At 61.3% G+C, this 22,614-nt stretch carries 19 protein-coding genes; 9 read left to right on the top strand and 10 right to left on the bottom strand.

From position 1 onward, the window contains the following. Window positions 1-72 precede the first annotated feature (72 nt). From BUC40_RS01300 to BUC40_RS01270, 7 genes are all read right to left on the bottom strand, one after another. Window positions 73-750 carry a DUF4197 domain-containing protein gene (locus BUC40_RS01300; RefSeq protein WP_073261846.1) on the bottom strand — a complete coding sequence of 226 codons (678 nt, stop codon included), beginning with the start codon at window positions 748-750 and terminating at the stop codon, window positions 73-75. Window positions 751-882: 132 nt separating this feature from the next. Continuing rightward, window positions 883-1,905 (bottom strand): peptidoglycan-binding domain-containing protein, encoded by a 1,023-nt coding sequence (locus BUC40_RS01295; protein ID WP_073261844.1) that lies wholly within the window; start codon window positions 1,903-1,905, stop codon window positions 883-885. A gap of 160 nt (window positions 1,906-2,065) precedes the next feature. Beyond that, window positions 2,066-4,549: a glycerol-3-phosphate 1-O-acyltransferase PlsB gene (gene plsB / locus BUC40_RS01290; RefSeq protein WP_073261842.1), complete on the bottom strand. Its 2,484-nt coding sequence runs from the start codon at window positions 4,547-4,549 to the stop codon at window positions 2,066-2,068. A 177-nt stretch (window positions 4,550-4,726) separates the two neighbouring features. Next, a complete protein-coding gene (locus BUC40_RS01285) occupies window positions 4,727-5,665 on the bottom strand; it encodes a LysR family transcriptional regulator (protein ID WP_073263822.1) in 939 nt (312 codons plus the stop codon). A gap of 112 nt (window positions 5,666-5,777) precedes the next feature. Continuing rightward, window positions 5,778-7,298 carry a tripartite tricarboxylate transporter permease gene (locus tag BUC40_RS01280; RefSeq protein WP_073261840.1) on the bottom strand — a complete coding sequence of 507 codons (1,521 nt, stop codon included), beginning with the start codon at window positions 7,296-7,298 and terminating at the stop codon, window positions 5,778-5,780. Next, the gene (locus BUC40_RS01275) at window positions 7,295-7,825 is read right to left on the bottom strand and encodes a tripartite tricarboxylate transporter TctB family protein (protein ID WP_073261838.1); all 531 of its coding nucleotides are present in this window, start codon (window positions 7,823-7,825) and stop codon (window positions 7,295-7,297) included. The genes BUC40_RS01280 and BUC40_RS01275 overlap by 4 nt, the downstream gene beginning before the upstream one ends. Window positions 7,826-7,894: 69 nt before the next feature. Beyond that, a complete protein-coding gene (locus BUC40_RS01270; RefSeq protein ID WP_073261836.1) occupies window positions 7,895-8,899 on the bottom strand; it encodes a Bug family tripartite tricarboxylate transporter substrate binding protein in 1,005 nt (334 codons plus the stop codon). A gap of 256 nt (window positions 8,900-9,155) precedes the next feature. Here BUC40_RS01270 and BUC40_RS01265 point away from each other — a divergent pair, with 256 nt between their 5' ends. The 9 genes from BUC40_RS01265 to BUC40_RS01225 all read left to right on the top strand — a co-directional run bounded on the left by BUC40_RS01265 (window position 9,156) and on the right by BUC40_RS01225 (window position 18,365). Further along, the gene (locus BUC40_RS01265; protein ID WP_139272094.1) at window positions 9,156-10,481 is read left to right on the top strand and encodes an MFS transporter; all 1,326 of its coding nucleotides are present in this window, start codon (window positions 9,156-9,158) and stop codon (window positions 10,479-10,481) included. Then, a complete protein-coding gene (locus BUC40_RS01260; RefSeq protein ID WP_073261834.1) occupies window positions 10,474-11,430 on the top strand; it encodes an amidohydrolase family protein in 957 nt (318 codons plus the stop codon). Before BUC40_RS01265 ends, BUC40_RS01260 begins: the two co-directional genes overlap by 8 nt. Then, window positions 11,427-12,443: a 4-hydroxythreonine-4-phosphate dehydrogenase PdxA gene (locus BUC40_RS01255; RefSeq protein WP_073261832.1), complete on the top strand. Its 1,017-nt coding sequence runs from the start codon at window positions 11,427-11,429 to the stop codon at window positions 12,441-12,443. Before BUC40_RS01260 ends, BUC40_RS01255 begins: the two co-directional genes overlap by 4 nt. Window positions 12,444-12,577: 134 nt before the next feature. Then, a complete protein-coding gene (locus BUC40_RS01250) occupies window positions 12,578-13,105 on the top strand; it encodes a TRAP transporter small permease (protein WP_073261831.1) in 528 nt (175 codons plus the stop codon). After that, on the top strand, window positions 13,102-14,382 hold the full coding sequence (locus BUC40_RS01245; protein ID WP_073261829.1) for a TRAP transporter large permease subunit: 1,281 nt from the start codon (window positions 13,102-13,104) through the stop codon (window positions 14,380-14,382). The genes BUC40_RS01250 and BUC40_RS01245 overlap by 4 nt, the downstream gene beginning before the upstream one ends. Before the next feature lie 33 nt (window positions 14,383-14,415). After that, complete coding sequence (locus tag BUC40_RS01240; protein ID WP_073261827.1) at window positions 14,416-15,402, top strand: TRAP transporter substrate-binding protein; 987 nt, start codon at window positions 14,416-14,418, stop codon at window positions 15,400-15,402. Between the two features lie 49 nt (window positions 15,403-15,451). Then, window positions 15,452-16,378, top strand: a complete 927-nt coding sequence (locus BUC40_RS01235; RefSeq protein ID WP_073261825.1) for a YncE family protein — start codon at window positions 15,452-15,454, stop codon at window positions 16,376-16,378. A gap of 15 nt (window positions 16,379-16,393) precedes the next feature. Next, window positions 16,394-17,404: a TRAP transporter substrate-binding protein gene (locus BUC40_RS01230; protein ID WP_073261823.1), complete on the top strand. Its 1,011-nt coding sequence runs from the start codon at window positions 16,394-16,396 to the stop codon at window positions 17,402-17,404. A 1-nt stretch (window position 17,405) separates the two neighbouring features. Next, window positions 17,406-18,365 carry an amidohydrolase family protein gene (locus BUC40_RS01225; RefSeq protein ID WP_073261822.1) on the top strand — a complete coding sequence of 320 codons (960 nt, stop codon included), beginning with the start codon at window positions 17,406-17,408 and terminating at the stop codon, window positions 18,363-18,365. A gap of 363 nt (window positions 18,366-18,728) precedes the next feature. Here the strand turns inward: BUC40_RS01225 and BUC40_RS01220 are convergent, their stop codons facing one another. From BUC40_RS01220 to BUC40_RS01210, 3 genes are all read right to left on the bottom strand, one after another. Beyond that, window positions 18,729-19,982 carry a dicarboxylate/amino acid:cation symporter gene (locus BUC40_RS01220; protein WP_073261821.1) on the bottom strand — a complete coding sequence of 418 codons (1,254 nt, stop codon included), beginning with the start codon at window positions 19,980-19,982 and terminating at the stop codon, window positions 18,729-18,731. Window positions 19,983-20,170: 188 nt separating this feature from the next. Further along, on the bottom strand, window positions 20,171-21,349 hold the full coding sequence (gene gltS, locus BUC40_RS01215; RefSeq protein WP_073261820.1) for a sodium/glutamate symporter: 1,179 nt from the start codon (window positions 21,347-21,349) through the stop codon (window positions 20,171-20,173). Between the two features lie 49 nt (window positions 21,350-21,398). Further along, the gene (locus BUC40_RS01210) at window positions 21,399-22,607 is read right to left on the bottom strand and encodes a pyridoxal phosphate-dependent aminotransferase (protein WP_073261819.1); all 1,209 of its coding nucleotides are present in this window, start codon (window positions 22,605-22,607) and stop codon (window positions 21,399-21,401) included. Window positions 22,608-22,614: the final 7 nt, after the last annotated feature.

Here is a 22,614-nt window from a genome sequence, read left to right as displayed (position 1 = left end):
CTCGCGCTCACACGCAGAATAAAAAAGGGGCTGGCGCATAACGCGCCAGCCCCTTTTCTTGCAGCTCGCCGCTTACAGCGCGCCGAACACCTTCTTCGCCAGGCTGGTAGCCGCCGCCGCCGGGTTTTCGCGGATGCTGGCTTCCTGCTTGGCGATCATGTCGAACAGGCCGTCGAGGGCCTGCTCGGTCACGTAGCTTTCGATATTCGCGCTCTTGGCGTCGAGCACGCCGAAGGTCGCCGCCTGGCTGGCGAAGCCGTTGTATTGCTTGGCCAGGCCGACCTGGTCGGTGGCCTGTTTGACGATAGGCAGGAACTTGGCGCGGATCTGCTCGCGGCTGCTCTTGTTCAGGTACTGGGTAGCCGAGTCCTGGGGGCCGGAGAGGATGCTCTTGGCGTCCTGCACGCTCATTTTCTTCACCGCGTCGACCAGCAGCGCCTGGGCCTGTGGCACGGCAGCCTCGGCGGCCTTGTTCATGCTGGTTTCCAGCTGCTCGACCTGGGCGCCCATGCCCATCATCTTCATGGTCTTGGCGGCCTTGCCGAGTTTGCCGGGCAGCTCGATGCGCACTTCGGGGTTGTTGCTGAAGCCGCCTGGCTTGCCGAGCTGCTGCACGGCCACCTTGGCACCCTGGGTGAGGGCATCCTTGAGGCCGCCGCTGGCGTCCTGCTGGCTGAGGTCGGAAAGCGACAGGGCGAACACGTTGGCAGACAGCAACAGGCCGGCGACGAGAGCGGGGATGCGGAGCATGGCGGTAACCTTCGAGCGGTGGAGATAAGCAGCGAGCTTAGCAGGCTGGCGCGCTGATCGGCGAAGGTTGAGCGCAGGAGGGGGATGCAGCGGGGATGACGGCACGCCCTTGGCAGGCGTGCCGGTTCGGCGTTACTGGACTTCCAGGGCGGTCAGGCTTTCCAGGGTCAGGGCACCGACAGCCAGGCCGTTGGCGGTCTGGAACTCGGTCAGCGCATCGAGGGTGCGCTTGCCGAGCTTGCCGTCGACACGGCCCGGATTGAAGCCGCGCTTGACCAGGCTCTGCTGCAGGCGGGTGACCAGGTCGTCATTGATGTCCGGGTCGCAAATGGTCTGCCGCGAGACGATACGAGCGGTGCCCTCGAAGCGGGTGACCTGCAGCTGGCGCTTCTCTTCCGGCAGGATGATCTGGTTGGCTTCCACCGGGCGCACCACTTCGGTGGAGGCGACCTTGGTGTATTCCGGATCCAGGGTGACTTCCACGGCCTGGGCCGGCTTGTCGACGATCCAGCGGGTCACGCTCTTGTACTGCGCAGGGTCGGTTTCCACCCGCACGGTTTCCGGCGAAACCAGCTTCTTGACCTTGACCACTTCCTGCTTGGCCGGCACCTGGCGGGCGCAGAAGGACATGGCGCCGGTACCGCTCGAATAACGGGTACCGGCTGCGCGGCACTGGTCGAGCACGGTTTTGGCTTCTTCGAGGGTCACGGTTTCCTTGACGTCTTCGTAGACGGCCGGTACCACGATGTAGCGCTTCACTTCCGGGCGAATCTTCACCTGCTCGGAGACCACACGATAAGTCGGCGGCTCGATGCGGTAGGTCTTGGTGCCTTCGCGGGTGACCACCTGCTTGAAGCCTTTTTCGAGCTCGGCAGGGGTGACGGTGATCTTGTTGACCGAGTCCTTGACCACCACTTCCTGGGTGCTTTGCACCGGGCGTGGTCGAACCTGGGCGTGAACCCAGCACTGACCGGGCTGAATTTCGTATTCCTGGGGCTCGCGGGCTGGCGTCGCTGCGGCAGGCGCAGGCGCGCTCGGCGTCGCAGCAACGGCTGGCTGTGCTGCCGGCTGTGCGGTGGCGGGTGCGGTTTGCTGCGCGACTGGAGCCGGTTGCGCCGGCTTTTCTTCGTTAGTGGTCGATGTGGACGGTTGCATAGCGCAACCCGAAACCACGATCGCCAATGATCCTAATAGTGTGTGATAACGCACGAAAATCCCTGCCCTAGATGGCCCCAACGACGCATCTTAGGGGCTGCAGCGGCAAAGCTCAATAACGCCCGGCGCACTCGTTGACTCAGTGGCCAGGCGCATGGAGTCAGAGCCCGTCCAGCAGCTCCTCGCTACGATCCATGGTCACCTGGCGAATGGACAGGCGAATCTCGGCGGGCAGCACGCGCTTGGCCGCACCTTCGGCCAGTTCGGCGAACGCTGGGGGATGGCTGAGCTTGCCGGCTTCGTCCGCGCGCAGTACACCCTGGTCGAGCAATGTCTGGATGAAGTGGCGGAAAAGGCTCTTGTCGAAGAACTCCGGCGCGTTGAGCCCGTGCAGGATCGACAGGCGCTGGGCCATGACCGTGCAGAGGTCTTCCAGCTCCTCGGCGCTGATGGTGTTCTGCCCTGCGTTGAGCAGCAGAGCGCTGGCCATGTAGAAACGCTGCAAAGTCTGGGCGATAGCGCGCGACAGCAGGGTCAGCAGCACGAAGCTGCGCGAGCTGGGTGCCGGGCGCACATATACATCGTTCTCCTGCTTCAGCAGGCCCTGATCGACGAAGGCCGCCAGCCATTGATCGACGACTGCTTCGAGTTCTTCAGCCGACCAGCGGATGTACAGCTCGGCCTGCAGGTACGGATACAGCGCACGCACGAAGCGCAGGATCTGCTCGCGGCTCATCCGCCCGCTGCTCTGGAAGAAACTGGCGATCAGGCCGGGGAGGGCGAAGATGTGCAGCACGTTGTTGCGGTAATAGGTCATCAGTACCGCGTTCTGCTCATCCAGATAAAGGATGCGGCCCAGCGCGTCCTTTTGTTCGGAGAGCAGTTCCATGCCGCGCGCATGCTCGATCAACGCCAGGCCATCGCCTTCCGGCACGGTGGTGTGAGGTGAATAAGGCACCTGGCGCAGCAGGCTCTGATACAGATCGAGGATGCGCACCAATGCGCGTTCGTCCAGCGCCAGCTTGCTGGTCGACAACAGCGCCAATGCGACCAGGTTGACCGGGTTGATCGCCGCCGCCTCGTTGAGGCGCTGAGCCACCCGCTCGCCGAGGCGGTTGGTGGTGTCGTTCAGCCAGGCCGGGCGATAGTCCGGCCCCAGATCCTGCTCACGCCAGTCGGGCTGCTGGGCATCGAGAAAGGCGTCGAGCTTGATCGGCTCACCGAAATTGACCCACACATGGCCGAAGCGCTGCTTGAGCGCACCGATGACCTTGAAGATATCGAAGATCGATTCCTTCTTCTTGGTCGCTCCGCGCAGCTCGCCCAGGTAAGTGCGGCCTTCCAGCACGCGCTCGTAGCCGATGTATACCGGCACGAACACCACCGGCAGGCGATGGCTCTGCAGGTAGCTGCGCAGGGTGATGGCGAGCATGCCGGTTTTCGGCCGCAACATGCGCCCGGTACGCGAGCGGCCGCCCTCGACGAAGTACTCGACCGGGTAACCCTTGCTGATCAGGGTGTGCAGGTATTCGTTGAACACTGCGGTGTACAACGGGTTGCCCTTGAAGGTGCGGCGCATGAAGAAGGCACCGCCACGGCGCAGCAGGCCGCCGATGATCGGCATGTTGAGATTGATGCCGGCAGCGATGTGCGGCGGAGTCAGGCCATTGCGGAACAGCAGGTAGGACAGCAGCAGGTAATCGATGTGGCTGCGGTGGCAGGGCACGTAGATCACCTCGTGACCCTGGGCGATGTCCTGCACGCCTTCGATATGGTTGACCTTGATGCCGTCGTAGATCTTGTTCCAGAACCACGACAGGATCAGCTCGAGAAAACGGATCGCCGTGTAGGTGTAGTCCGAGGCAATCTCGTTGCCGTAACGCAGGGCCAGCGCCTCAGCTTTCTCAACGGAGATTTTCTCGCGCTCGACCTCATCGGCAATCGCCTGACGAACCTGCGGGCCGTGCACCAGGCCCTTGACCAGGTTGCGGCGGTGCGACACGTCCGGGCCGATGACCGCGGCCTTCTGGTTGCGAAAGTGCACACGCAGGATGCGATGCACCATGCGCAGGGTGCGTTCCTGGCCCTTGTTCTGCTCGATCAACTCGCGCAGCTGGATCGGCGTGGAGAACTGCACGCGGGTGGTGCGGCCCAGAATCAGGATGCTCACCAGGCGGCGCAGGCGGCCGGTCACTGCCCAGCTGTCGGCGAACAGCAATTTCCAGGCGCTGGTTTCCCGGTTTGGCGATTGCCCCCAGAACACGCTGACTGGAATGATCTGCGCCTGCTCGACCGCTTGCTCGCTCAGCGCGCTGACCATGCGCTGCAGAGTTGGCGAAATACCGCGCTTGTCCTGGCGGCCGAGCCAGTCGGGCTCCGGCGTGAGATAGAAAAACGCCGCCGGTTCGATCAGATCGCCCACCGCCACGGGCAGCACCGGGCGCGGCAGGTTGGCCTTGGTGCATTCGTGATCTAGCACCGCCAGGTCGCTCACCGACGGCTGCTGCAGCACGTAGAAGACCGGCTTGCTGCGGTCGAGCTTGAGCGTGAAGGCCGACTGGTTGATGGTCTCCGAGCGCACCCACAGGTACAACAGGCGGCGCAGGGTACCGAAGGCAAGACGGCGAAGCGGGGAGCGGGTCATACGAGATCTGGCTGCGACGGCGAGCCGGGGCTCGGGGCCGTTAGTGTGCCGGATCGTCGCTCTGTCGGCAAAATCTTGTAAAAGTTACCGTTTCGTTGCGAAAAGTGCGGTTGTGGGCAAGCCGCGCTTCTCCATTCTGGTGAACACCGTGAGTCACGAGGCCCGCACACCGAGCGATCACAGGTTGCTGTGTTCGCCCTTCACGGCATTGATGAATGCCTGCATGGCCGAGGACTGAATGCGGTGGCGGCGGGTAATCAAGCCGTAGGGCGGCAAACGCGGTTCGAAGGTGATCGGCAGTACCTTGAGCAGGTGCTTGCCTGGGTAGTCGTTGACCACCGAGACCGGGGTCACGCCGATCATGTCGGTCTGCTGCAGCAGTGACAACAAGGTCATGATCGAGGTGGTTTCAACGATGCTGCTAGGGATGTCGACCCGTGCATTGTGGAATGCCTGGTTGATGATGGTGCGCATCGGGCTGGGGTGCTGCTGCAGCACCCAGGTCATGTCCTGCAGTTCGTGCCAGGTCAGCTTGCTGGCGCCGGCCATTGGATGTTGCGCGCCCGAGACTACGCACAGGGTTTCCTCGCCAAGGCTGTCGAACAGCAGGTCATCGGTGCGCGCACCATCGGGAATCCGCCCCAGCACCACGTCCAGTTGGTCTTGCTGCAGGGCCTGCACCAGCACGTCGCTGGTATCGACCTGGATGCTCATCGACAGCCGCGGGTGGCTCTTCTTCAGCGTGGCAATGGTGCGCGTCAGCAGCCCCGAAGCCAGGGCCGGAATGGCACCGATGGTGACCCGGCCGAGGTTACCGGACTCCAGCGCGGCGAATTCCTCGCGCATGCCCGACAGCTCGGCGAAGATCATCTTCGCGTAGTAGATCGCCGTTTCGCCGAACGCCGTGGCGCGCATGCCCCGTGGCAAACGCTCGAACAGTTCGACGCCAAGCAGGCTTTCCGCCTCATGGAGCATCTTTGTCGCTGCTGGCTGGGTCATGCCGATTTCTTCGGCAGCCCGGCGTAGCGAGCCAAATTCCTGCAGGGCCAGCATCAGACGCAACTGCCGCAGGCGCAGGCGGCTGTGGATGATGCTGGCGTCTGGAATGCGGGACATGGCGCGGCTCGTGGCAGGGGAGTTGGCCAAGGGTGACAAGAAATCGCGGCGCTCGCCAGTCATCAGCGAGCGCCCGGTTGCGGTGGCCAGGAAAGAGCCGGCCTGCTGGCGATTACGAGACATGGCGAGGCTGCTCCTGTCGGGCACCGAACAGCGCCTTGAGGCCGCGGGCCAGCAATGGCCAGAACAGCATCAGCAGCGCGGCGCTGGTCAGGCTGCCGACCAGCGGGTTGGACCAGAAGATCGACAGTTGGCCATCGGAGAACAGCATCGACTGGCGGAACGCGTCCTCGGCCTTGTCGCCCAGCACTGCCGCCAGAATCAGCGGTGCGATTGGGTAGCCGAGTTTTTTGAACAGATAACCCAGGGCGCCGAAGATCAGCATCAGACCTACGTCGAACATCGAGTTGTGCACCGAGTAGGCGCCGATCGAGCAGATCATGATGATGATCGGCGCGATGATCGAGAACGGAATACGCAGGATCGAGGCGAACAGCGGCACGGTGGCCAGCACCACGATCAGGCTTACAACATTGCCCAGGTACATGCTGGCGATCAGGCCCCACACGAAGTCGTGTTGCTCGACGAATAGCGTTGGCCCCGGGTGCAGGCCCCAGATCATCAAACCACCGAGCATCACCGCAGCGGTGGCCGAGCCTGGGATGCCAAGGGTCAGCATCGGCAGCAGGGCGCTGGTGCCAGCGCTGTGGTCGGCGGTTTCCGGAGCGATCACGCCTTCCAGTTCGCCCTTGCCAAAGTTGTCGCGGTTTTTCGAGAAACGTCGTGCCAGGCTGTAGCTCATGAACGAAGCAGCAGTCGGCCCGCCAGGTGTCACGCCCATCCAGCAGCCAACCAGAGCGCTACGCAGCCAGGTCAGCCAGTAGCGTGGCAGCTTGGCCCAGGTGCGCAGGATGGTCATCGGCGTGATGCGTGCGCGTTCGCCGCGAAACACCAGGCCTTCCTCGACCGTGCAGAGAATCTCGCCGATCCCGAACAGCCCGATCACCGCCACCTCGAAGCTCAGGCCGGAGAGCAGCCAGGGTTGGTCGTAGGTCAGGCGCAGCTCCCCGGATACGGTGTCCATGCCGACAGCGGCCATGGCGAAACCGATCATCATCGCCACCACGGTTTTCAGCGGCGGGTTCTTGCTCATGCCGATGAAGGTGCAGAACGCCAACAGGTACACGGCAAAGAACTCGGGCGAGCTGAACGCCATGGCGAACTCGGCGATACGCGTCGACAGGAAGGTCAGCAGCAGCACGCCGACCAGCGCACCGAGCAGCGCCGAGGTGAAGGCGGCGGTCAGCGCTTCGCCGGCTTGGCCATTACGGGCCATTGGGTAGCCATCGAAAGTGGTTGCCACTGACGATGGCTCGCCGGGGATATTGAACAGGATCGAGGTGATCGAGCCGCCGAACAGCGCGCCCCAGTACATGCACGAGAGCAGGATGATCGCCGACACCGGCTCCATGGTGAAGGTCAGCGGTAGCAGCAGCGCCACGCCATTGGGAGCGCCGAGGCCGGGCAGCACACCGACGAGAATGCCAAGCAGCACGCCGATGACCATCAAACCGATGTGATATGGCGTGAGGATTAGGGCCATGCCCTGCATCAGTGAGTCGATTTCGCTCATTTCAGCGCCCCTCCGGCAACGGCCACCAGGTCGCCGAGCACGCCGCTGTCCAGCGGCACCTTGAACCACAGCGCGAAGATCAGGTAGCTGGCCAGCGCCGCGCCGCAGGAGATGGTCGCGATCAGAGCAATACCGTAGGGCTTGCTGCGCTGGCGATCACGCCACATGAACCAGGCGATGAACACCGCCGAGGCCAGGTAGATGCCGGCAAAGGGCATGGCGATCACGTACAGGACGATCGGCACGAACACCGCCAGCACCTGGCGAAACGCCTGGCGGCCGACGAACGCGGCGCTCATCGCCGGCGTGCGCAAAAGTGCCAGGATCAGGTTTCCGACGCTGGCCGCGCTCATCAGCAAGCCGATATAGAAGGGGAAGTAGCCGGCTTCCGGGCCGCTATCGCCCCAGCCAATGCCGATGTCGACGGCGCCGACCATGACGATACTGCCGAGGCCGGCGGTGAACAGCGCCAGGCCGATTTCCACCGGGCGGGTGGCAACCAGCGGCGTATCCGTGGTGTTGGACATGGGGGGTTCCTCCTGTGTGCAGGGCTGCCCGGCGGCGCCGTTGCGCACCGGACTAGAGGGGCGCGCGATTTACTCACGCAGCCAGCCGGCTTGCTTGAACACAGGGGTAACGCGCTCACGATCCTTCTCGATATAGCTCACCAGCTCATCGTCGGACAGGAAGGTCGGTGCCAGGGCAGAGCGCTCGATGTAGGTTTTGAATTCCGGGGTCTGGCTGACCTTGCGCATCAGTTCGACATAGAACGCACGCTGCTCGTCAGTGACGCCGCCAGGCATGAATACGGTGCGTGGGAAGCGGTACTGGTCGATGCCCAGACCCTGTTCCTTGCAGGTCGGTACGTCCGCCCAGGACTGGGTGTCGGTGACTTTCTGGGTGTAACCCATGCGCTCCTGACTGAATACGCACAGGGGTACGACCTGGCCACCGCGCCACTGGCTGAGGCTCTCAGCCGGGTTGTTGAAGTTAGCGGCGATGTGTTTTCCGGCCAACTGAGTGGAGGCTTCGCTACCGCTCTTGAAGGGGATGTAAGTGATCTTGGTGTTGGCCTGCTGGCCTAGCAGCAGAGAGAGCGTCTGGTCGACGTCCTTGGACTGGCTGCCGCCGATGCGCATCTTCGCGGCATTCTTGGTCAGATCTGCCTTGAAGGCTGCGGCGTCTTTCCATGGTGAGCCTTGATAGGTCCAGAGAATGAAGTCGTCTTCGGCAACTGCTGCGACGGGAGTCAGGTCCGTCCACTGGTAGCCCAGTTTGGCTACCAGCGGCAGCAGATAGACGTTGTTGGTGCCGATCACCAGCTTGTTGGCATCACCTTCGGCCAGTTTCATCTCCAGGAAGGCTTCGGCGCCGTTGCCGCCGCCCTTGTTGAGTACCACGGTGTTGACGTCGAGCAGCTTGTGCTGGGTGATCGCCGACTGGATTATCCGGCCGAGTTGGTCGGTGCCACCACCGGGGCCGCCAGCCACGACGATCTCCACATTTTTTTCGGGTTTCCAGTCGGCCAATGCAGCTAAGGGCGCGACGCAGAGCAGGGCAGTGAGCACTGTGGAAACATGACGGGTGCGGGGACTGAACATGGGGCTACCTCATTGTTGTCGTTCTTGTGGGTTGCCCTGAGTCTGCGAAGCCGGTCGATAAGCGTCTACTCAAAAGAACTGATACTCCGATAGCCTCAGGTTATGCCGCCGACATGGGCTTAGCGATAACTCCAGGCTATGTCCGTATGAGAAGCTTTGATTAGACGGTTATCGTTGAGCAGGCAGATAGTTCGCTCAGCCCGGATGACCGTTCGTCGCCCGCTACTAAAAAAACAACAATACAGAGGTACTCCCCATGGCTCAGGCCCAACCTGTCGCCCTGCCGGTACGCACCCCTTCGGCCGCTGTTCGAGTCGGTAAACCGTCCCGGGTACGCTGGCGCATCTTCGCCATCATTTTTGCCCTCACGGTGATCAACCTGATCGACCGTGTTTCCCTGTCCATCGCCATGCCGGTGATCGCCGGGGAGTTCAGCCTGAGCCCGGCCATGCAGGGGCTGATCCTTAGCAGCTTCTTCTGGGCTTATGCGCTGTTGCAGATTCCCGGCGGCTGGCTGATCGACCGCTACGGCCCGCGCCGTGTGATCGGCTGGTCGACCGGCCTGTGGGGCGCCTTCCAGACCCTCGCCGCGTTCGCCACCGGCGGCCTGTCGCTGATGTTCGCTCGCGTGGCGCTGGGCGCTGCCGAAGCACCGCTGTTTCCCGCTGGCGGCAAGCTCAACTCATTGTGGCTGGGCAGCGGCGAGCGCAGCCGCGGTGCGGTATTGATGGATTGTGGCGGGCCACTGGGCGTAGCCCTCGGCGGGCTGATCATCGCCTACCTGATCGCCGTGTTGGGCTCCTGGCGCACCGCTTTCTTCATCGCCGGTATCGCCACGCTCGCCATGGCCTGGCTGGCCTGGCGCTACCTGCGCGATAACCCCGCCGAACACCCGGATGTCAACGACGCCGAGCTCGACACAATCAACGAAGGTCGCTTGGTGAGTATGGCCGAAGCTGCCAGGCAGACCGTGCGTGGCCTGGGCATCGCACGCCACTCGCTGATCGGTATTTTGCTCGGTCGTGCCAGCTGGGCGATGGTGTTCTTCGGCCTGCTCACCTGGGGGCCAAGCTACCTGGCTCAGGCCCGCGGTTTCGATATCAAGGGCATTGGCGCCGCCACCTTCGTGATCTTTCTGTGCGGTGCTGCAGGTTCGCTGACGGGCGGCTTCCTGTGCGATCTGTTGATCCGCAAAGGCATGCGCCGCGGCTTGGCAGCCAAGGGCCTGTTGAGTTTTTCCGGATTGGTGGCGCTGATCGCCTTCCTGTTGCTGCCCGGTTTGAGCGACCCCTACATGGCGGTGGGCCTGCTTTCGCTGACCGCGTTCTTTCTGATGTGGGGCAGCCTGTACTGGAGCTTCCCGGCACTGCTGGCATCGCCAGCGCGGGTCGGTCTGATCGGCGGCGTGATGAACATGGCCGGCAGCCTAGGCGGTATCGCCGTGCCGATCCTGGTCGGCCTGCTGTTGCAACACGCCGGTGGTTACGGCGCGGTGCTAGGTTTCTTCGCGCTGTGCTCGGGTGTGTTCATCGCCGGCACGCTGCTGATCTCCCTGGACAAGACCGAGGTGGCCCATGGCTGATCTCTACGACGGGCCGATCATCGACGCCCACCACCATTTCTGGGACCCGCTGCGCAACCATCACCCCTGGTTGTCGGGGGCGGAGAACATCCCGTTTCGCTACGGCGACTACAGCGCCATCAAGCGCCCGTACTACCCGGACGACTACATGGCCGATGCCGGCGAGCACCAGGTGGTAGCCACCGTGTATGTGGAAACCGAGTGGGACCCGCGCGACCCGATTGGCGAAACCGCTTTCATCCACGAAGTCGCCCTGCGCTATGGCGCACCCAATGCGGTGGTCGCCCAGGCCTGGCTGGATGCGCCGGATGCTGCCCAAGTGCTGGCCGCCCAGGCGGCGTTCCAGCGCGTGCGCAGCGTGCGCCACAAGCCTGGTGGCCCTGCCTCGCCGGCCGAAGTCGGCACCCAGCGCACGCTGATGAGTGATGAGGGGTGGCGTCGTGGCTACACCGAATTGTCACGCCATGGTCTTCACTTCGACCTGCAGACGCCCTGGTGGAACCTGCCCGAAGCCATCGAGCTGGCCCGCGACTTTCCCGGCACCCAGCTGATTCTCAACCACGCCGGCCTGCCTTCGGATCGCAGCGAACAGGGCCTGTCCGGTTGGCACGCGGCGATGGCGAAACTGGCCGAATGCGAGAACGTGGCCGTCAAGGTATCCGGCATCGGCCTGCCGGGCCGGCGCTGGTGCGTCGAAGACAACGCCTGGATCGTGCGCGAAACCATCGCCATCTTTGGCGCCGAGCGGGTGATGTTCGCCAGCAACTTCCCGGTCGACAGCCTCTGTGGTTCGTTCGACGACATCTATGGCGGCTTCAAACGCATTGTCGCGGATCTGCCACGCCATCAGCAGCAACAGCTTTTCCACGACAACGCACGGCGCCTCTATCGCACCGTGGCCGACGTCATTCGTATTCCGGAACTATCCGACCTGAGGACAACCACATGAGCAACTCGACTCTTCCCCGCCTGGCCATGGTGTTGGGCGATCCCGCTGGCATTGGCCCGGAGCTGATCGCCCGCCTGCTCGCCGAGCCGGAGGTACGCCGCAAGGCCCAGGTTGTGCTGATCGCCGACGAGGCGGAAGTGCGCCGAGGCATGGACATCGCCGGTGTGTCGTTTCCGTACCGCCTCATCGAGTCGACCGATACGCTATCGTTCACGGACGACACGCCGCTGCTGCTGCCGTTTCGCGGTCGCGCCGAGGGCGAATTTCCGCGCAGCGAAGCCAGTGTGATCGGCGGGCGCTATAGCCTCGACACGCTGGAGCAGGCGCTACGCCTGACCGCCGCTGGCGCTACCGATGCCATCTTGTTCGGCCCGCTAAACAAGACCTCGCTGCACATGGCCGGTATGGGCCATAGCGATGAGCTGCATTGGTTCGCCGAGTACCTGGGTTTCGACGGCCCGTTCTGCGAATTCAACGTGCTCGATAACCTGTGGACCTCGCGCGTTACCTCCCACGTCGCACTCGCCGAAGTGCCGGGCATGTTGAGCCAGACGCGTGTGGTGGAAGCGATCCGCCTGATCGACACCGCGCTCAAGCGCAATGGCCTGGAAAAACCACGCATCGGCGTTTGCGGCCTCAACCCGCACAACGGCGACAACGGCAGCTTCGGCCGTGAAGAGCAGGACATCATCGGCCCGGCAGTCGAGCTGGCGCGCGAGCAGGGCATCGATGCCGTTGGGCCGTATCCCGGCGACACCATCTTTCTCAAGGTGCAGGGCGACAGCCAGGCCTTCGATGCGGTGGTGACCATGTACCACGACCAGGGGCAGATCGCGATCAAGCTGATGGGCTTCTCGCGCGGCGTGACCGTGCAGGGCGGCTTGCCGATCCCCATCACCACGCCGGCTCACGGCACGGCGTTCGATATCGCCGGGCAGGGAAAGGCCAATGTCGGCGCGACCCGCCAGGCCTTCGAAATCGCCTGCCGCATGGGCAGTCGTCAGCGGGGCTGATTCAACAACGCTGTTATCCAGAACAACAATAACAAGGAGCCAGTCATGGCTATTGCATACCGCAACGATCGGCGGCCTCGGCTGCCGTCGGTGAGCCGCCCTGTGCGCGGCGTACAGAATCAGGAGGGTCTGCCATGCGCCTGCTGACCCTGCTGATGTCCCGCCTGTTCGAAAGCATCGTGGTGTTCTGCATGGGCACCATGGTGATTCTGGTGTTTTTCAACGTGGTGCTGCGCTACGGCTTCAACTCCGGTATCGCCCTGTCGGACGAAGGCGCGCGCTACCTGTTCGTGTGGCTGACCTTTATCGGCGCGGTGGTCGCCCTGCGGGATAACGCGCATCTGGGTGTCGACCTGCTGTATCGCCGCCTGCCTGCCTTCGGCCAGCGTATCTGCGCGGTAGTGGCCGAGCTGATGATGCTGTTCTGCGTCAGCTTGTTCCTGATCGGCAGCTACAAACAGACCGTGATCAACATGGACAACCTGTCACCGGTGGCCAACCTGCCGCTGGGGCTGATGTACGCCGCTGGCGTGGTGTGCAGCCTGGGGATGGCGGCAATCATGATCAAGCGTCTGTACCTGTTGCTCTTCTGCCATGTCGATCCGGACAAGGTCATGCCGCAGAGCCCTGAAGATGCACTGATTTCCGAGGTGTCGAAATGACCATCATGGTATTCCTCGGCTCCCTGTTGGGCGCCATGGCCATGCGTATTCCTGTGGCCTTTGCCCTGCTGGTAGCCGGTGTGGCGCTGATGATCCAGCTGGACACCTTTGACGCGCAGATTCTCGCCCAGAACCTGATCAGCGGCGCCGACAGCTTCCCGCTGCTGGCCATCCCGTTCTTCATGTTGGCCGGTGAGCTGATGAATGCCGGCGGCCTGTCGCGGCGCATCGTTGCGCTGCCCATGGCGTTGGTTGGCCACAAGCGTGGCGGCCTGGGTTTCGTGGCGATCATCGCGGCGATGGTCATGGCGTCGCTGTCCGGCTCGGCCGTGGCAGATACCGCAGCCGTGGCGGCGATGCTGATGCCGATGATGCGCAAGGCCGGTTATGACCCGAACCGTTCGGCTGGTTTGATTGCTGCGGGCGGCATTATCGCGCCGGTGATCCCGCCGTCGATTCCTCTGGTGGTGTTTGGTGTTGCTGGTGGTGTATCGATCACCAAGCTGTTCATGGCCGGCATCGTGCCGGGGCTGATGATGGGCCTGGCTTTGTGGGCGACCTGGTGGTGGCTGTCACGCAAGAGCGATCTGCCTTGTGGTGAAAAAGCGCCACTGAGCGAAGTCTGGAAGGCGTTTCTCGAGGGCATCTGGGCACTGTTGCTGCCGGTGCTGATCATCGGCGGCTTGAAAATGGGCATCTTCACGCCGACCGAGGCGGCTGCCGTGGCGGCGGTGTATGCGCTGTTCATTTCGCTGTTCGTGTATCGCGAACTGAAGGTTCGTGACCTGTTCAAGGTGTTCCTCGACGCAGGGCGTACCACCGCGGTGGTGATGTTCCTGGTGGCCGCAGCGCTGGTGTCGTCCTGGCTGATGACCATTGCCGAACTGCCAATGATGGTCAGTGGCCTGCTCGAACCGCTGATCGACCGCCCGCAACTGCTGCTCGTGGTGATCATGGTGATCGTGCTGATGGTCGGCACCACCATGGACCTGATGCCGATCGTGCTGATCCTCACGCCAGTGTTCATGCCAGTGATCAAGATGGCCGGTATCGACCCGGTGTACTTCGGCATCCTGTTCATTCTCAACACCTCCATCGGCCTGATCACTCCGCCAATCGGCAACGTGCTCAGCGTGATGAGCGGCGTCGGCAAGGTGCCGCTCGATGGCGTGATGCGTGGCGTGCTGCCGTTCCTGTTCGCGCACCTTTCGGTGCTGGCGCTGCTGATCATCTTCCCGCAGTTGGTGATGACGCCCATGCGCTGGTTCCTGCCCTGAATGTTCCCGTTCACTCACAGCAAGGAAGTAACGATGAAAAACAATAAGAAAGCGCTGCGTACCCTCGGCTGCCTGTTGCTGCTGGGCTGCTCCGTTCTGCAGGCCCAGGCGGCCACCACCCTGCGTTTCGGTTTCGCCGGTTCGGACAGCGATACCCAGAGCCTGGCCGCCAAGGAGTTTGCCCAGCGGGTCAAGGACGGCAGCAACGGTGAGCTGGTGGTACGCGCCTACGGCAACAGCATGCTGGGCAACGACCAGGCGATGATCGCCGGTGTACGCGGCGGCACTATCGACCTGGAAATGTCCGGCACGCCCAACTTCAGCGGCCTGACGCCGCGCATGTCGGTGCTCGACCTGCCGTTCGTCTTTGCCGACAGCGCCCATGCCTACCGGGTGCTCGATGGTGAGATCGGCCAGCAACTGCTCGACGGCCTGGCCGAGCACAACCTCAAGGGCCTGGCGTATTGGGAAGTGGGCTTTCGTGACATCACCAACTCGCGCAAACCCGTGCGTGTGCCCGAGGACGTAAGGGGCCTGAAGATCCGCACCTCCAGCAACCCGGCGCAGATCGAGGCGTTCCGCCTGCTCGGCGCCAACCCGCAGCCGCTGCCGCTGGCCGAGCTGTACAACGCGCTGGAAATGAAGGCCGTCGATGCCCAGGAACACCCGCTGAGCATCACCTGGTCGTCGGGTTTCTACGAGGTGCAGAAGTACCTGTCGCAGACCCACCACGCCTACACCGCGCTGGTGCTGGTGATGAACAAGCAGAAGTTCGACGCCCTGCCGGCTGAACAGCAGAAGGTGCTGGTCGATGCCGCCCGCGCCGCAGGCCAGGCGCAGCGCCGCATGAATGCCGAGAACGACAGCAAGTACCTGGCCGAGCTCGCCGAGAAGGGCATGCAGATCGAGCCCAACGTCGACCGCGAAGCCTTCCGCCAGGCAGTTTCCCAGCCCGTGCGCGACACCTTCATCAAACAGCATGGCAGCCAGTTGCTGGACGCCATCGACGCCCTGCGCTGAACCCATCAATCCGGTGGCGCCCGGTGCGCCGCCTCGAGGAATCGAGATCATGAGTCAGGAAATTCTGCTGCTGGTGCAGAAATGCGCCCACACCTTCAGCTTCTACGACGTCGAGAGCGGTGACGCGATCAAGCACATCCGTCTGCCGGACTTCCCCCACGAATTCGTGGTGGACTCGCAGAACCGCTTCGCCTACGTCGGCCACTACGGCATCGAAACCTCCAGCCATGAAGGCGAGGGCGGTTGCTCGGTGTTTGTCATCGACCTGGAAAAGGGCGAGCACGTGCGTACCCTGAGCATCTGGCCGTTCCGTCGTCCCCATGGCCTGGCTATGGACGACGAGGATCGCCTCTACGTGCTCAGCGAAGGCAACTCGACTCTGCTGATTTTCGATCAGCCGCACCTCAAGGACACCCCGGACCGCGCCATTCCGTCTGGCGGCTACAAGAGCCATCTGGTGGCGCTGACCCGTAGTGGCGAAACCGCCTTCGCCCTCAACCTGTTGAGCAACACCATCACCCGGCTGAAACCGCAGGATCCAACCATCGCTCCGGTGCCGGTTCAGCCAGGCAGCATGCCCGAGGGCAACTGCTACAGCGCCGACGAGCGCACCCTGTATGTCGCCACCCGTGGCGACAACAGCATCGTCGCCGTGGATGTCGAGACGCTGCAAGTGACTCGCCGCGGCCGTACCGGCGCCGACCCGACGCGCATCTACCGCGACAGTCAGAATCGCCTGTACGTGACCAACTACGCCGAGCATTCGATTTCCGTGTTCAACGCCGAGCTGGAGGAAATCCACCGCATCGAGCTGGACACCCACGCCATCGCCATGAGCCTGCATCCGACTCGCGACCTGGCCTTCGTCACCCTCAAGGATCAGCGCGTCGGCATGCTCGACCTCAACACCTACAGTTTTCTTCGCTACTTCCACACCCTGCTCGAGCCGGATGTATCCCAGGTCATCGTGCGCTGAACGGAGAACAATAAGATGAACAAGCCATTCACTCGCACTCTGGCCGCTCTCGGTCTGGCCCTCCTGTTGCCGGGTCTTGCCGCCCAAGCTGAAGAGCGCAGCTTCAAACTCAGCGCCGGCGACCCTATCGACGCACCCGGCCCGCAGGGCGCCAAGCTATTCGCCGAGCACCTGAAGGCCTCGAGCGACGGTACCCTCAACGTCAAGGTGTTCCCCTCGGCGATGATCGGCAACGACGTGCAGATGCTTGGCGCGCTGCCGGCCGGCACGGTGGAGTTCGCCCTGGTCGGCGCACCGACGCTGGTCGGCTTGGTCAAGGAGTTTGGCGTGCTCGACCTGCCGTATCAGTTCAACTCGCCGGCTGAAGTGGACGCCATGCTCGATGGGCCGATGGGCCAACAGCTACTGGCCAAGCTGGAAGAAAAGGGCCTGGTCGGTCTGGGCTTCTGGGAAATCGGCTTCCGTGACCTTACCAACAGCAAGCGCCCCATCGAGAAGTGGGAAGACCTCAAGGGCCTGAAAATCCGCACCGTACAGAGCCCGATCTTCCGTACCTTCTTCGAGCACCTGGGCGCCAATGCCCAGCCCATGCCGATCAACGAAGTGTTTGGCGCCCTGGAAATGCACGCCATCGACGGCCAGGAAAACCCCATCTCGCTGATCGCCACCCAGCGTTTCAACGAGGTGCAGAAGTACCTGACCCTGAGCGAGCACATTTACACCGCCTACGTGCTGCTGATGAGCAAGAAGACCTGGGACTCCCTCGACGATGCCCAGCGCGCTCAGGTACGCCAGGCCGCCGAGCAGGCCAGAGGTGAACAGCGCGCCATCGCCCGCAAGGCCAACCAGGACAAACTGGCCGAACTCAAGGACGCCGGCATGCAGGTCAATGCTCTGAGCGATGAGCAGCGTCAGCGCTTCGTCGAGCAGGCCAAGGTGGTCACCGAACAGGTGAGTGGCAGCATCGACGCCGAGTTCGTCCAGGCCTGGCAGGCCGAGCTTGCCCGTGTACGGGAGAGCCACTGAGATGACCGCCTGCCTGCACCAGCGCCTCGGCCTGCCGTATGCGGCAGGCGGGCAGCGGCTGATCGATGCCCATCACCACCTGTGGAACCTCGATACCCATTGCTACCCCTGGCTGCAGGATGAAGTCGACCCAGGGTTCTTTCTCGGCGACTACAGCGCCCTGCGCCGTAACTACCTGCCCGAGGACTACCTGGCCGACAGCGCCGGCCAGCAGGTGCTGGCCACGGTGCACTGCGAGGCCGAGCACGACCGCGCTGATCAGGTGGCGGAAACCCGCTGGGTGCACCAGCAGCATGCACGCTACGGCTTCCCCAATGCGGTGGTTGCCCACGTCTGGTTCCACCGCCCGGAATGCGAGGAGGTCTTGGGGCGGCACCTGGAGTTCCCACTGCTGCGCGGCATCCGCAGCAAACCGGTGACGGCCGCGCGGCCGGAGCTGGCCGCCAGCGTGCGTGGGCAGAGCGGCAGCATGCAGGACGAGGCCTGGTTGCGCGGCTTCGAACTGCTGGCCAGGAACGGGTTGTCCTGGGACTTGCGTGTGCCGTACTGGCATTTGCAGGAAGCCGCCGAGGTGGCCGCTGCCTTTCCCGAGGTGCCCATCGTACTCAACCACATGGGCTTTCCCTGGGATCGCAGCCCGATTGGCCTCGACGGCTGGCGCGCCGGCATGGCCGCGCTGGCCGCTCAGCCCAACGTCTGCGTGAAAGTCTCCGAACTGGGCCTGCGTGACCAACCCTGGACGCTGGAAGGCAACCGCGGGGTGATCGAAGAAACTCTGGCGTTGTTCGGCATCGAGCGCTGCCTGTTCGCCAGCAACTACCCGGTGGCGGGTTTGCGTATCGGTTATGGCGAGCTGGTCACGACGCTGCAGACGATCCTCGCTGGCTACGACGAGGCGCAGCGCGATGGGTTCTTCTGGCGCAATGCCCGGGATTTTTATCGGATTGAGGTGCGCGACTAACGGCTTACATTCGGGCGTGCTGAGAGTTGAAGGGCCGCTTTGGAGTCTTGTACCGGCGGATCAACGCCGGTCTTCTCATCGCAGGAAGCGTGATAACAGACTAAGTCGGGAGAGAAAGATACGGTTTTGGCGCGGTTCGTTCTGACGCCTACTCTCTTTGCATGTTCGTCACTTGCCAGCAGAGAGGGGGGCGGGGCTCGCCACGGGTTTGGTGTATCGCCACGTTTCATTCAGTGACATCAGGTATGGGGCGCATTTGCTGTCTCGTGAGTTAGATACAAATAAATAAAACCACCCCTTTTTTGGCTTGTTGGGAGTGTACTCCCAACAAGGCTGTGATGAGTTTTAACGTTTAATCAGATATTAGGCAGCATTTGTCTCAGTTGAAACAGTGGCGAGTGGCGTGCCATCTTCTGAGTACTGCAGCAGCCCTTCGCTTTTGGCGACCAGCAAGGCGCCGAAAACATCACCGGTGACATTCAGGGTCGTATGTCCCATATCGATGATTCGGTATATACCGGCAATGACGCCAACCAGTTCGAATGGCAACCCCATGAGTTGTAACATCAACGTCCCCATTACGATGCCGCCACCTGGGATACCGGGCGCCGCCATAGACAATAACGTGCCGACCAGTACCACGTTAACCATCTGCGCGATGCTCAGTTCGACGTTATAGAAGCCTGCCGCGAATACCACCAATACGGAGAGGTAAACCGCAGCCCCCATCAGATTGATGGTGGCTCCCAGGGGCAGCATGAATGAGGTTATCCACTCTGGAACCTTAAAGTCCTCTTTGGTTACATGCATGCTCATCGGCAATGTGGCAGCGCTGCTGGTGGTGGACAATGTAACCATCCAGACCTTCGCAATTTTCTTGAATAAATACAGCGGATTGATCTTGGTGTAGGCCACTACCACCATTGACGCTAGTATCAGCACGACCAACAAGCCGACGTAGTCGGCAAGGATGAATTGGCCGACTTGACTGAAAATATCCAAGCCATAGTTGCCCATGGAGTAGGCCATCAGCGCAAATATGCCGTAAGGCGATAGCGCCATGACCATATCTAGAATTTTCAAGATCAAGGTTGAGGCTTGGGTGCATAGGGTCTTGATGCCGCTGGCCTTATCCCCAAGAAAAACCAGTGCCACGCCAACCAGAACCGCAACCAGGATGATCTGGATAACACTGCCTTTGGCCATGGCATCGAAGATGTTCGAGGGGATCATGCCAAGGAGGAACTGGCCAATGGTTGGTACGTCGCCCACAGGCGTAACTGAGTTGCCGTTTCCAGCGAAGCCAACGCCGGGTTGTAGCAAATTGGCGACAACCAGCCCCACCAAGCCCGCAAGCATGGTCATCACCGTGTATATCACCAGCGTTTTGCCACCCACACGCTTGAGTTGGGCTACATCACCCATGTTGGCGATGCCTGCCGACACGCTGAAGAAAACGATGGGGATGATCAACATCTGTATGGCGCGGATAAAGGCATCACCTAACGGCTTGAGGGCAACGCCCCACTCGGGAGCGACTAGGCCAAACAGCATGCCGGAAACGAAGCCGACGAATATCTTGGTCGAGAGCCCGAAAGATAGTTTGATACCTTTCATATCCGGAGCCCCCTCTGTAATAGCGAGTTGAGAGGTGAAGCGAGACGCATAATTGTCATCTTTGAATGCCTCTTTCTAGTTTGAATTGTTCTAGTGCTGTATTAGGCAGTTCTGCTGTGGGCCAATCCCTTGGCGTTTTTTTATGTGAGTTTCAGTTTGCTATTTATAGGGTTTGAAGACAGTGGACGTTATTTGAATAGATTCATGAATAGGGTGATAACGAATGGGTTGCATATGTTGATGATGATGACGGTTATCACGGGTAGCATGACCCAGGCCGTGGGCGCGGGGCCGTATCTGTCAATGACAGTCGACATATTGGCAATGGCATTCGGTGTTTGTCCAAGACCAACACCACAATGACCAGCCGCCATGACCGCTGCTTCGTAGTCCTTGCCCATTAGTTTGAACGTGACGAAATAAGCGAACAGAATCATCAGGAGGGTTTGGCAAGCCAGCACGGCCAGCATTGGCAGCGCCAGGGCGAAAAGCTCCCATATTTTCAGCGACATCACCGTCAGTGTCAGAAATAAGGCCAAGGCAATATTTCCAACCAGATCGATATGCTTCATGTTGATCTTGTGGTCGGTCATGTCCAGTAGATTCCTTACTAGGGCTGCAGCAAAGACACCGCCGACGTAGTAGGGAAAGGTGATGCCGGTTTTGTTTAACAGCAGAACAAGAACTGAGCCCAGGCCCATTGTGATCAATATTGTCGATACGCTGCTTAGCGCAGAGCTAGTGTTCGGCGTTGGCTCTTGCTCAGCGAAACTGATCGAGGTGCCGGTGGAGGAAGGCTCCAGTCGCATGCGCTCGATCAGGCGCTTGGCAACCGGGCCGCCAATCAGGCTACCCATGACAAGGCCGAAGGTCGCAGCGGCGATGCCTATGACAGTGGCTGAGTTTGCACCCAATGCCTCGAATGAAGGCCCAAATGCCGCTGCCGATCCTATTCCACCTGACATCGATACCGAGCCCATGCTGACGCCAAGCAGAGGGTGAATACCCATCAAGCTCGACACCCCCATGCCCAGCAGATTCTGCAAGAACAATACGGCTATGGCGGCAATCGCTAATGTCAGACCCTGTTTCCCACTTCTTTTGATCACATGGATACTGGCCATGAAGCCTGTGCAGGTGAAGAAAAGAACCATCAAGAAGTCATCCAGACCATGGTTGAGACTGATGCTGAATAACCCTGTCTGTCTTCCGGCAAGAATTGCCATCGAATAGATCAGTCCGCCGATGACCGGCGCAGGTATGAAATACCTTTTGAAGAATGGAACTTGCTCTTTCATATACTTGCCCAGGTAGAGAACAAGTACGGCGAGTCCAATGGTCTGTATTAGATCCAGACTGATAGTCATAGGGGTGTCCTTTTTTATTCTTGTGCTTTTTTGCTGTTATCAGCTGTTGTTATCGCAGTGTTCGGCAGGCTGCGGATATTCGACGGCAGCCTTCGTCAATGACGTCCATAGGGCTGGAAAAAGAGAGGCGCAAGTAAGGAGACATGCCGTATGCCTCGCCACTCACAGTGGCCACATTGGCTTCTTGCAGCAGGTAGTTCGCCAGGTCTGTATCGCTGGCCATGTACTGGCCTTGTGGAGATTGTTTGCCGAGTAGTCCTGCTACATTGGCAAAGATGTAGAAGGCGCCCTGTGGTGACGCGCAGCGCAGCCCGGCGATTCCATCTAGGTTCTCCAGCATTCGTTGCCGGCGCTGGGCATAGATTTCGCGCATCTGTGCAATGGGCGTTTGGTCACCTGCGAATGCGGCCACTGCAGCAGCCTGGCTGATCGAGGAAGGGCAGGTGGTGGTCTGCGATATCAGCTTGCCAATTGCCTTGATCAATACGCTGGGGCCGGCAGCAAAGCCTAGACGCCAGCCGGTCATCGCATAACCTTTGGAGGCACCGTTGACGATCAAGGTACGAGCCTTGAGATCCGGCGCAACATTGACGATGGAGAGGTGGCACGCGTTGTCGTACACGAAATGCTCGTAGATCTCGTCAGACATGATCAACACCTGAGGGTGTAGACGTAGCACCTCGGCCAGGGCCAATAATTCTTCGCGGCTGTATACGGCTCCCGATGGATTGTTCGGTGTGTTGAGGATGACCCACTTGCTGTGCGGCGTGATGGCCTGCTCGAGTGCCTGCGCAGTCAGTTTGAAACCGCTGCTTTCATCGCCTGGAATAATCACCGGAGTGGCTGCATTGAGGCGGGCGATATCTGGATAGGAAACCCAATAGGGGGCATGCACGATCACTTCGTCACCCGCGTTCAGAGTGGCTGCTAGCGCGTGATAGATGATGTGCTTGCCGCCGCTGCCGGCAATCACTTCGTCAAGGTCATAAACCAGCCCATTGTCGCGCAATAGCTTGCTCACGATGGCTTGGCGCAGGGCTAGGCTGCCACGGGTGTCGGTGTAGTGAGTGTCGCCCTGTTGCATGGCAGCAGAGGCGGCCTGGATGATGTGCGGCGGGGTGTCGAAGTCAGGCTCACCAATGGTGAAGTTGATGATGTCGCGGCCTTGAGCGCGTAACTCGTTGGCCAGCGCATTGGCTGCGATGCTGGGCGATGGCTGGATGCTGAGCAGGCGCGAGGAAAGCAATTGAGTGGTCATCGATCAA

It is taken from the genome of Phytopseudomonas punonensis, from assembly GCF_900142655.1.
GTDB lineage: Bacteria > Pseudomonadota > Gammaproteobacteria > Pseudomonadales > Pseudomonadaceae > Aquipseudomonas > Aquipseudomonas punonensis.
This window is presented reverse-complemented; position numbering and strand designations above follow the sequence as displayed.